The organism is Lentzea roselyniae, assembly GCF_039537795.1.
Lineage (GTDB): Bacteria > Actinomycetota > Actinomycetes > Mycobacteriales > Pseudonocardiaceae > Lentzea > Lentzea atacamensis.
In genome coordinates this window covers 83,642-94,576 of the sequence record NZ_BAABBE010000033.1, presented here as the reverse complement: position 1 = coordinate 94,576, position 10,935 = coordinate 83,642, and the positions used below count along the sequence as shown (strand labels likewise).

The following is a 10,935-nucleotide window of genomic DNA, read 5'->3' as shown; positions in this document are numbered from 1 at the left end:
CCCGGCCCACCGGCAGGGGCACTGTCTTTCAGCAGGACTCAGGCGTCCAGGACAAAAGAGTGCTCACCCGCCGGCCGGCTACCACCAGGAGTGTGCCGGATGGCCACTCCCAGAACTGATTAGGACAGTCGATGAAGACAGCCCTGCACCGCGTGGCCGTACTGGTGCTCGCCGCCGTCACCTGCGTCGCCGGCCTGCCCGTGCCGCACGCGTCGGCCTCGCCCGCCGTGCGGTACACGAACCCGATCGCGGAGCGGCGTGCCGATCCGCACATCGTCAAGCACACCGACGGCTTCTACTACTTCACCGCGACCGTGCCCGAGTACGACCGGATCGTCCTGCGCCGTGCCACCACGATCCAGGGCCTGGCCTCGGCACCGGAGACCGTGATCTGGCGCAAGCACTCGAGCGGTGAGATGGCCGCCCACATCTGGGCGCCGGAGATCCACTTCATCAACGGCAAGTGGTACGTCTACTTCGCCGCGGGGCGCAGTGACGACATCTGGCGCATCCGGATGTACGTGCTGGAGAGCTCGAGTGCGAACCCGTTGACCGGACCGTGGACCGAACGCGGCCGCATCACGACGCCGTGGGACACGTTCTCACTGGACGCGTCCACGTTCGTCAACAACGGTGTGAGCTACCTGACCTGGGCGCAGCAGGAACCCGGTATCTCCACCAACTCCAACCTCTACATCGCCCGCATGGGTGCGAACCCGTGGACGATCACCGGCACGGTGACGAGGCTGACGGTGCCGGCGCTGGCCTGGGAGACCCGCGGGTTCAAGGTGGCGGAAGGGCCCGCGGTCCTGCAGCGCAACGGAAGGATCTTCCTGACCTACTCGGCCAGCGCCACCGACGCGAACTACTGCCTGGGCCTGCTGACCGCGTCGGCGTCGGCGGACCTGCTCAACCCGGCGTCGTGGACCAAGAGCCAGAACCCGGTGTTCGCGAGCAACGCCGCGACCGGCCAGTACGGGCCCGGCCACAACTCGTTCACGGTGTCCGAGGACGGCCGCAGCGACGTCATGGTCTACCACGACCGCAACTACCGCGACATCAGCGGTGACCCGCTCAACGACCCGAACCGCCGCACGCGGGTGCAGAAGGTCTACTACAAGGCCGACGGCACACCGGACTTCGGCATCCCGGTATCCGACGGCCCCACCCCGGTGCGGCTCAAGGCATACGACTCCGAGCGGTTCGTCCGGCACTGGGAGTACCGCGCGAAGCTCGAAGCGAACGTGTCACCGCTGGCCGACTCGCAGTTCAAGGTGGTGACGGGGCTGACCGGCTCCGGCACGGTGTCGCTCGAGTCGACCAACTTCCCCGGCTACTACCTGCGCCACCGCAACAACGAGCTCTGGGTCGAGCGCAGCGACGGCAGCACGCTGTTCCGCAACGACGCCAGCTTCTCCCAGCGCGCGGGACTCGCGGCGAGCTCCGCGGTGTCGTTCGAGTCGCTCAACTTCCCCGGCCGCTACATCCGGCACAGCAACGGGCTGGTCAACCTGCAAACGGTGAGCGATGCGCAGGGACGCACCGACGCGACGTTCGTACTGGAGTAGAAGATGACAATCCGCACGACCGCCCTGCTCGCTTCCGCCGTGCTGCTCGGCGCAACCGTGGTGGCGTCGCCGGCAGTGGCGGCCACAGTGGACACCAACGCGTACTACGTCCTCGTCAACCGCAACAGCGGCAAGGCCTTGGACGTGTACAACCTGGTCACGAACGACAACGCGCCGATCGTGCAGTGGTCGCGCAACGACGGCGCCTGGCAGCAGTGGCAGTTCGTCGACTCCGGCGGCGGCTACTACCGGCTGAAGTCCCGGCACAGCGGCAAGGTGCTGGACTTCTCGTCGACCGCGGACCGGAGCGGTCTCGTGCAGACGACCGACGCCGGCCGCACCGGCCAGCAGTTCCGCCTGGCCGACTCCGACGGCGGCCACGTCCGCCTGATCAACCGAGCCAGCGCCAAAGCCGTCGACGTGCTGGACTTCTCGACCGCGGACGGTGCCCAGATCATCCAGTGGCCGGACACGCAGGGACGAAACCAGCAGTGGCAACTGGTGAGGGTGGGGGCACCCGGCACGTTCACCAACCCGATCAAACGCAACGGCCCCGACCCGTGGCTGCAGTACTACAACGGCTACTACTACCTGGCAACGACGACGTGGAACTCCACGATCACGATGCGCCGCTCCCGCACGCTCGCCGGTCTGGCGAGCGCCGCGGAGACCGTGGTGTTCAACCTGTCCGGCCGGCCCAACGGGTGCTGCAACATGTGGGCGCCGGAGTTCCACCTGCTCAACGGCCGCTGGTACCTCTACTACGTGGCCGGGCAGAACGTGCCGGACTACAACCCCACGCAACGTCTGCACGTGCTGGAGAGCGCGGGCACCGACCCGATGGGCCCGTACACGTTCAAGGCGGATCTGGGCAGCACCTGGGAGCTCGACCCGAGCATCCTGCAGCACAACGGCAGGCTCTACCTGATGGGCAGTGCGATCGACGGCACTCAGAGCCTGACCATCACCCCGCTGTCCAACCCGTACACGATCAGCGGAGCGCGGCGCACCATCTCCCAGCCGACGCTGGCGTGGGAACGGCAGACGGGAGCGGTCAACGAAGGTGCGGAACCGTTGTACCGCAACGGCCGCGTCATGATCGTCTACTCGGCCAGCGCCTGCTGGGGCCCGGACTACAAGCTCGGACTGCTCACCCTGACCGGAACCGACCCCCTCAACCGGTCGCACTGGACGAAGTCGCCCGACCCGGTGTTCCAGCGCAACGACGGCAACGGCGTGTTCGCCCCAGGCCACAACGGGTTCTTCAAGTCACCGGACGGCACCGAGGACTGGATCGTCTACCACGCCAACGACAGCGCCTCGGGTGGCTGCGACATGAACCGCTCCACCCGAGCGCAGAAGTTCACCTGGAACGCCGACGGAACGCCGAACTTCGGCACTCCGGTCCGGCTCGGCACCCAGCTCACCGCGCCGTCAGGTGAGCCCGTCGGCTGAGCCGAGCCGCTCGTCGAGCATCAGCAGCATGTCCGGCCGCACCGTCACCTCGGCGGTGCGGCCCCGGTACGTCAGGGTGACGGTCTTCTCGGCGCCGAGCCCGCGCAGCCCGACCGCGCGCAACTCGCCCTCGTCCCACCACAGGTCGACGGCCACGCCACCCCGTGCCCGCAGCCCGCGCACCACTCCCGTGGGCCACGCCGACGGCAGCGCGGGCAGCAGCCTCAGCTCACCGGTGTGGCTCTGCAGCAACATCTCCGCGATCGCCGCGGTGGCCCCGAGGTTGCCGTCGAGCTGGCACGGCTCCGCGCACAGCAGGTTGCCGTGCACCCCGTCACTCAGCAACGTCGACAGCAGCGTGTGCGCGCGATCGCCGTCACCGAGCCGGGCCCACAGCGCGGCTTTCCACGCCAGCGACCACCCGGTGCCCCCGTCCCCCATTGCCACCAACGCGCGTTCGGCCTCGTCCGCCAGCTCCGGGGTGCGCACGCGATCAATCTGGTCGCCGGGATAGAGCCCGAACAGGTGCGGACGGTCGGCCTCGGGCAGCTCGATCCCCCGGACACCGTCCACGACGTCGTCGCGGATTCCGAGGATGCCCGCCGCCAGAAGCAGGTTCGAGAACAGCTCGGCCGTCAACGCCAGGTCCATCGCGGATGCTGGTTCGCCGTTCGACCCCAGCCAGTGCAGGAAGAACTCGGCGGCACCCCGCAGCGCCGGCCAGGCGTGGTCGCGCAGCCAGCCGTCGTCACCGGAGAACGCGTAGTGCTCCCAGAGGTGCCGGGACAGCCACGCGGCCGCCATCGGCCACGCCGGATCGCCGTCCTCCCCGGCCGGGGTGGTGAGGCACCAGGGGTCGCTGTTGTGGTGTGCCACCCAGCCCGGCGCGCCGTGCAGAGCTTTCGCCGTGACCGCGCCGAAGCCGGACAGCTTGGCGACGAACTCCAGCAGCGGCTCGTGGCACTCCGGCAGCGCGGCGGCCTCGGCCGGCCAGTAGGTCATCCGCAGCGTGTCACCGGCGTGCGGCACGGAATCGGTGTGCGGGTTCCAGATCCCCTGCGGGGTGGCGGGCAGCGTGCCCGGCCGCGAGCCGGTGATCAGCAGGTAGCGGCCGTACTGGAACAGCAGGGCGGCGAGGGTCCGGTCGGGCCGCGCGAGCCGTTCGCCGGTCGGCAGCTCCGGCACCGGGCCCAGCTGCAGGCTCACCCGGTCGAACAGCGCCTGATGACTCCGGACGGCCTCGTCGCGGAACGACGCCCAGCCCAGCCTGCGTGCCCACTCGACCCGTGCGAGCGCCAGGCGGGAGCATTCGGTGGGGTCGTCCACCGGTTCCGTACCCGGCCCGCGATAGCCGGCCTCCGTGGTGACGAAGACCGTGTCGCCGTCCACCGCGGCGACCACCGCCCAGGCCATCCCCTGCGGCACCCGGCCGCGCACCCCGACGACACGGCCGGACGACGTGAAGTGCTCGCCGGGCAACGCACCGCGCAGCAACAGGCCGACCTGGGCACCGGTCACGCGCAGCGCCAGGACGTGCAGGCCGCCGTGGCACACCGCCTCCCGCCGCACCTCCGCCGAACCCGTCCGGTAAGCCATCGTGTAGACGCCCGTGCGCAGATCCAGCTCACGCCGGTAGGAATCGGCCCGCGCGGGCCCGCCGACGAGCATGAGGTTCGCCAGCGGCAGGTACTTCGCGGAATCGGGCTCCACGTCACCGGACGGCGGTGGCAGCGGCGACCCCGTCCACAGCCGATCGTCGTTGAGCTGAACCAGTTCGGTGTCGACGCCGCCGAAGCACAGCGCGCCGAGCCGTCCAGAGCCCAGCGGCAGCGCCTCCTCCCGCGCGCCCGCGGGAGCGGTGAACCACAGCCGGGTCACCGCAGCACCCGCACGCCGTAGCGCGGCAGCTCCGTGACACCGCTGACCCGCTCGCCGCTGAGCAGGTCGAGCTTGAGGCCGTCGACCTCGACCTCGGTGGGCTCGGGCCGGTGGTTGATCACGAACAGCAGGTCGCCGCGCCGCACCACCTCCACGCCCTCCGGCTGCGGCGACGAGGTGACACCCGCCTGCGAGACCACGTGCGCGAGCAGGGCCCGCATCGCCGCGGGTTCCGGCCTGGTCGCCACGTACCAGGCGGTGCCCTCACCGAAGCTGTTGCGCAGCACCACCGGCATACCGCCGAGCTCGCCCTTGGTCACGGCCGCGACCACCTCCGCCGTCGTGGGCGAGAGGTCGTCGGCCCAGAAGTCGGCGGTGAACTCGCCGAGCAGTTCGGAGGAACAAGTCAGGGAGTCGTGCTGGGGCAGGAACTCGTCGATCCGCAGCCCCATCACGTCGGCCAGCAGCGCCGGATAGCCGCCCACCCGGACGTGGTCGTGCTCGTCCACGATCCCGGAGAAGAATCCCATCACGAACGTGCCGCCTTCGTCCACATAGGACGTGATGCGGTCGGCGTCGCAGGCGGTGAGCAGGTAGAGGTTCGGCGCGAGCACGACCGGGTACTTCGACAGGTCGTCGCAGGGCCGCACGAAGTCGGCGACGACCCCCAGCCGCCACAGCGGTTCGTAGAAGTCGTGCAGCCGCGCCAGGAGGTCGATCTCGGCCGGCAGGTGCGCGCCGCTGACCGCCCACCAGTTGTCCCAGTCCACGAGGATCGCGACCTGGGCGGGAACCGGTTCGCCCGCCACCTCCGACAGCTCGACGAGGTCCCTGCCGAGCGCGGCGACCTCGCGGAAGACGCGGCTGTGCGGGCCCCGGTGCGGCACCATGCCGGAGTGGAACTTCTCCGCGCCCGCGCGGGACGCCCGCCACTGGAAGAAGCACACCGAGTCCGAGCCGCGCGCGATCGCCTGCAGCGACTGGGTGCGCAGATGCCCGGGCGGCCTGCGCACGCCGTGTGAGCCGCTCGCGGACTGTTCCATCAGGAACCACGGTTTGCGCCCGGCCAGCCCGCGCATGAGGTCGTAGCTCATGGCCGTCCGCACGTGGGCGGCAGGGTCCGTGAGGTCCGGATACCAGTCGTGCGACACGAAGTCCTGCTCCGCCGCGGCCTGCCAGTAGTCGAGGGGCGCGAACAGGCCCATGAAGTTCGAGGTGACCGGCACGAACGGCGTGGTGTTGTGCAGGATCTCGCGTTCGGTCCGCAGGCACTGCAGCAACGCCTCCGAGCAGAACCTCTTGAAATCGAGCACCTGGGTGGGGTTGCGCAGGTACGGCGCCGCGCGTGGCGGCAGGATCTCCGCCCACTCCCCGTAGTGCTGGCTCCAGAACGCCGTCGCCCACGCCTCGTTCAGCGCGCCGAGCGTCTCGTACTTCTCCCGCAGCCAGCGGCGGAAGTGCTGCGCGGTCCGGTCGCAGTGGCAGACCTCGCAGTACTCGTTGTTGATGTGCCACGACCTCAGCGCGGGGTGCTCGGCGTAGCGGCGGGCCATCGCCGTGACGATGGCCCGCGCGTACTGCCGGTAGACCGGCGACGAGGGGCAGTAGTGGTTGCGGGAACCGTGCGACATCCGGACGCCGTCCGCCGTCACCATCAGCGTCTCCGGGTGGCGCAGGCTCATCCACGGCGGCGGCGAGGCCGTCGGGGTCGCGAGGCTGACGCCGATCCCGTTCTCGTGCAACAGGTCCAGCACGCGGTCGAGCCAGCCGAAGTCGTACGCGCCCGGCGTCGGTTCCAGCCTGCCCCACGAGAACACGCCGACGGTGACCAGGTTGACCCCGGCCTCCCGCATGAGCAAGACGTCCTCGTGCCACACCGCCTCCGGCCACTGCTCCGGGTTGTAGTCACCTCCGTAGGTCAAGCGGCCGCGCGTGACGTCGGACAGGTTCCGCATGCCTCATCCCCATGATTGCGAACATCCTCATGCGCGGCGCAGGCGCGGGGCCGTGCTCGCGCGACCGGACAGCTTCGGCGGCAGGAGCGTCACCGGTGCCGCCGGGTGCCCGTTCAGCCTGGCGACGAGCAGTTCCATCGCCTGCCGCCCCAGTTCCTCCGCCGGCAGCTGCACCGAGGTCAGCTGCATCTGTTCCGCGAGCTCGTCCGGGCAGATCGCCACGACCGCCACGTCGTCGGGCACCCTGCGGCCCAGCGCGCGCAGGCTTCCCGCGACCCAGCCGAGCGCCGCCTCGTTGTGCACGACGAGGGCGGTCATCGCCGGTTGCGTGCGCAGCAACGAGCGCACGGACGCCAGCACCGACTCGTAGTCGTCCTCGGCGGGCAGTGCCGTCGACGCGATGCCCCGCCGCATGGCCGCCGCGCCGAACCCCGCCATCGTGCGCTGCGCGTAGCCGGTGTTGCGCTGGTACACGACGCTCGGGGCGCCGAGGAACCCGATGTAGCGGTGGCCGAGGTCGGCGAGGTGGTCGACGCAGCGCGCCCCTGCGGCCTCGAAGTCGAGGTCCACACAGGTGAGTCCCTTGACCGCCGCCGGGCGTCCGATCAGGACGGACGGCTGGGCGATCTGGCGCAACAGCGGGACGCGGTCGTCGTCGAGTTCCACGTCCATCACCAGGAAGCCGTCGACCTGGGCGCTGCCCGCGACCCTGCGCAGGCCCTGCGCGCCCTGGTCCGCCGTCACCAGCAGGACGTCCATGTCGTGTCTGCGGGCGGTCGTGACCGCCGCCGTCACGAACCGCATCACCACGGGCAGGTGCACGCCGTGACGCAGCGGCAGCACCAGCGCCACCACGTTCGCCCTGCTCGTCGCGAGCGCCCTGGCCCCGGCGTGCGGGTGGTACCCCAGCAGCCGGATGCTCTCCCTGACCTTGGTGCGGGTCTGCGGCGAGATCGACCGCTTGCCCGTGAGCACGTAGGAGACGGTGCTCGGCGCGACGCCGGCATGCCTCGCCACATCCGCGATGGTGACCACGTCGGCACCTCCGAGTTGAAGCGTTTCGACAACATTACGGGCGGATGATGACTTCCGTTCACCGCCGAAGGTGGGAACGTTCACATTGACGATTGACAGTGAACTCCAAGCGGGCCAGCCGCATGCCCGGCGCGGTGAACACGACGAACAGATCATGCGCCCCCAGTTCCGAGTGCACGGGCGTACTGATCTCGTGCCAAGAGTGTGGATCAGAATCCTCAGGGACTGTGAACGTGCACAGCAATCGTCCGCGAGCGTGATCGCCGATCCGCACCACCACCTCACCGGCCCGGCCGGCGACCCGTGCGGTGCAGCGGACGACGTTCTCGCCGATCCGCGCGTCGCCGAGCAGGACCCAGCCACCGGCCTCGGTGGACTCGACGGCGGTGCCGCGTTCCCGCGTCTCGTCCACCAGTGTGACGCCGGAGCAGTCGTCGAAGTCCTCAGGGCGGACGACTGGGCCGCGCAGGGCGATCCCCTCCCCGATCACCAGCACCTCGCCGCGCGACCTGCGGACCGTGGACGTGCCCACCCACAGACCGTGCACGGACGTCTCGACGACCGGGCGGCCGCTCACGACGTCCCAGTGCCAGAAGTCCCTGCCGCGCAACGGGAACCGGACCACCCGGCTCTCCCCCGGCTCCAGCCGCACGCGGTGGAAGGCGAGCAGCTTGCGCAGCGGCTGGACCACCCGCGACTCCCGTTGCGTGCCGTAGAGCTGCACCACCTCCGCCCCCGGCCGGTCGCCCGCGTTGGTGACCTCGACCGAGACCTCGAACTCCTCGCGCTGCCACACCGATGCTGCGGAGACGGTCAGCGGGCCGTAGGAGAACGTGGTGTAGCTCAGTCCGTGACCGAACTCGTAGAGCGGGTCGCCCTCGAAGTACAGGTACGTGCCGCGCGACTTGATGATGTCGTAGTCGAACAGGTCCGGGAGTGATTCGACGCCGCGGTACCAGGTCTGGGTGAGCCTGCCGGACGGCGAGACCTCGCCGGACAACACCTCCGCGAGCGCGCGGCCGAGCTCCTGGCCTCCGTGCGACGACCACAGGATCGCCGGGACGTGCTCGTTCTCGTGCACCAGCGCGTACGGGTAGCTGCTGACCACGACCAGCACGGTGCGCGGGTTGACCTGCCGCACCGCCCGGATCAGCTCCGCCTGCCTCGGCGGCAGGTCGAGGTCCGCGCGGTCCTGCGTCTCACGCCCGTTGACGTGCGGGTCGTTGCCCGCCACGACGATCGCGACGTCCGCCGCCGCGGCGTGGGCGATGGCCTGGGCCAGGCCCGAGCGGTCGACCTCCAGCCGCCACCGCGCCGCCTCGCCCCGCGCGTCGACGAACCTGATGCCGTCACCGTGTGCGGCCACGTACTGGTTGAGCACCGTGTTGCGCAGCAGGCACGTGTCGCCGCCGAGCGGGACCAGTTCGAACAGTTCCATGACGTCCCAGCCGCCCGGCATCGTGCGTTCCATGACGAGCTCGCCGTCCCGCGTCGACGCCACGTACCTGCCTGTCAGGACGCTGCGCAGGGTGACCACGTCCTGACCCCATTCGAACAGGTCGAACGCGGACGCGTCGCTCCAGTGGTCCTCCAGGACGGCCCGGCCTTCTGGCGAGAAGGCGAGGAAGCGGCCGTTCCCGGTCGTCAGCGAGATCCGGTCGACGCCCTCGGCGAACGTCGTCTCTCCACTGTGGAGCCGTGTGATTCCCTCCAGCGGTGTCACCGCGTACGGCAGCGTGCCGCAGTACCAGTCCTCGAACACGGTGCCCGCGTGCGCGCCGATGACGGCGATCTTCCCGTTGTCGCTCGGGTCGAGCGGCAGCAGTCCGTCGTTCTTGAGCAGCACGATCGACTGGCGTGCCGCCTCCAGCGCGAGTGCGCGGTGTTCGGGAGCGTCGATCACGTCCTCGGTGATCGACGCGTACGGGTTGAGCTCAGGCGGGTCGAGCTCGCCGAGCCTCGCGCGCAGGGTCAGCAGACGGGTGACGGCCCGGTCCACGTGTTCCTCGGTGATCAGCCCTCGCTCCAGCGCCTCGGTCACGTTCGCGATCGTGGTCGCCGGATCGGCGTCGTGGTCGGTGAAGCTGTCGAGGCCGGCGCGCAGCATCGCGGCGTGCCCGGCGACGTCGTCGTCGTGGTAGGCCTGCAGACCGGCCACGTTGGACGGTGCCCAGGCGTCGCTGATGACCGCGATCTCGCTGTCCGTCCAGCTCCGCAGGTGGTCGTCGAGGTACGGCGTCAGGTGCGCCGGCCTGCCGTTGACCAGGTTGTACGACGGCATGACGGCCACCGCCGCACCCGCCGCGACCGGGCCGCGGAAACACGGGAACTCGTACTCGTGCAGCACGCGGGCCCGCAGCACCGACGACGTCGTGCACCTGTCGGTCTCGTGGTTGTAGCCCAGGAAGTGCTTCAGCGTCGGCGCGGTCTTGAGGTACACCGGGTGATCACCGCGCAGGCCGGCGGCATAGGCCGTGCCCATCACCGACGTGAGCAGCGGATCCTCGGAGTAGCCCTCCTCGTTGCGGCCCCAGCGCGGGTCGCGCAGCGGGTTCACCACCGGCGCCCACACGTTGAGCCCGTGCGCGACCGGATCCTTGTGGTGGAAACCGCGCACCTCGGTCCCGGTCGCGTCACCGACCGCTCGCACGAGGTCCGGGTTCCACGTGCTGGCCAGGCCGATCGGCTGCGGGAAGACGGTCGCGCGCCCCAGCCACGCGACGCCGTGCAGCGCCTCGGTGCCGGTGCGGAAGGCGCCGAGGCCGAGCCGCGGCACCGCGGGCTGCCACTGGTGCAGCAGCGCGATCTTCTCGGCGGCCGTCAGCCGTCCGAGCAGGTCGGCGACCCGCTCGGGCAACGGCAGCTCCCGATTCCGGAACGGTGGTTCCCCGGTGGGGTTCTCGATGCTCAAGGCAACGCCCTTCTTGGTCATCGAGTCTGAATCGAATCGTTTCGACTGTATGCCGTGAACGTGGCACGGCTCACAGCACATCGTCAAGAGCGGCGGTGTCGTTCGATTCATTCGACATGCGTTCTGTCGAACG

Annotated in this window: 6 protein-coding genes; 2 read left to right on the top strand and 4 right to left on the bottom strand. The window is 70.0% G+C overall.

The features are described 5' to 3' along the window. The first annotated feature begins 131 nt into the window (after nt 1-131). Nucleotides 132-1,568 carry a family 43 glycosylhydrolase gene (locus ABFX45_RS38385; protein WP_346135626.1) on the top strand — a complete coding sequence of 479 codons (1,437 nt, stop codon included), beginning with the start codon at nt 132-134 and terminating at the stop codon, nt 1,566-1,568. Between the two features lie 3 nt (nt 1,569-1,571). Next, nucleotides 1,572-3,023 carry a family 43 glycosylhydrolase gene (locus ABFX45_RS38380; RefSeq protein WP_346135624.1) on the top strand — a complete coding sequence of 484 codons (1,452 nt, stop codon included), beginning with the start codon at nt 1,572-1,574 and terminating at the stop codon, nt 3,021-3,023. Here the strand turns inward: ABFX45_RS38380 and ABFX45_RS38375 are convergent. Genes ABFX45_RS38375 through ABFX45_RS38360 form a run of 4 tightly spaced genes read right to left on the bottom strand, consistent with a single transcriptional unit; the run spans nt 3,003 to nt 10,823 of the window. Continuing rightward, entirely contained in the window at nt 3,003-4,901 is a 1,899-nt protein-coding gene (locus tag ABFX45_RS38375; protein WP_346135622.1) for a glycosyl hydrolase family 95 catalytic domain-containing protein, read from the bottom strand. The genes ABFX45_RS38380 and ABFX45_RS38375 overlap by 21 nt on opposite strands. Next, on the bottom strand, nt 4,898-6,856 hold the full coding sequence (locus ABFX45_RS38370; RefSeq protein WP_346135620.1) for a beta-galactosidase: 1,959 nt from the start codon (nt 6,854-6,856) through the stop codon (nt 4,898-4,900). The genes ABFX45_RS38375 and ABFX45_RS38370 overlap by 4 nt, the downstream gene beginning before the upstream one ends. A gap of 27 nt (nt 6,857-6,883) precedes the next feature. Beyond that, a complete protein-coding gene (locus tag ABFX45_RS38365) occupies nt 6,884-7,891 on the bottom strand; it encodes a LacI family DNA-binding transcriptional regulator (protein ID WP_109639637.1) in 1,008 nt (335 codons plus the stop codon). Between the two features lie 58 nt (nt 7,892-7,949). Continuing rightward, entirely contained in the window at nt 7,950-10,823 is a 2,874-nt protein-coding gene (locus ABFX45_RS38360; RefSeq protein ID WP_346135618.1) for a glycoside hydrolase family 3 C-terminal domain-containing protein, read from the bottom strand. Nucleotides 10,824-10,935: the final 112 nt, after the last annotated feature.

Excerpts from the sequence above, each read along its gene's own strand:
- ABFX45_RS38360 (WP_346135618.1), bottom strand. The coding sequence starts at position 10,823 with ATGACCAAGAAGGGCGTTGCCTTGAGCATCGAGAACCCCACCGGGGAA.
- ABFX45_RS38380 (WP_346135624.1), top strand. The coding sequence starts at position 1,572 with ATGACAATCCGCACGACCGCCCTGCTCGCTTCCGCCGTGCTGCTCGGC.
- ABFX45_RS38385 (WP_346135626.1), top strand. The coding sequence starts at position 132 with ATGAAGACAGCCCTGCACCGCGTGGCCGTACTGGTGCTCGCCGCCGTC.
- ABFX45_RS38370 (WP_346135620.1), bottom strand. The coding sequence starts at position 6,856 with ATGCGGAACCTGTCCGACGTCACGCGCGGCCGCTTGACCTACGGAGGT.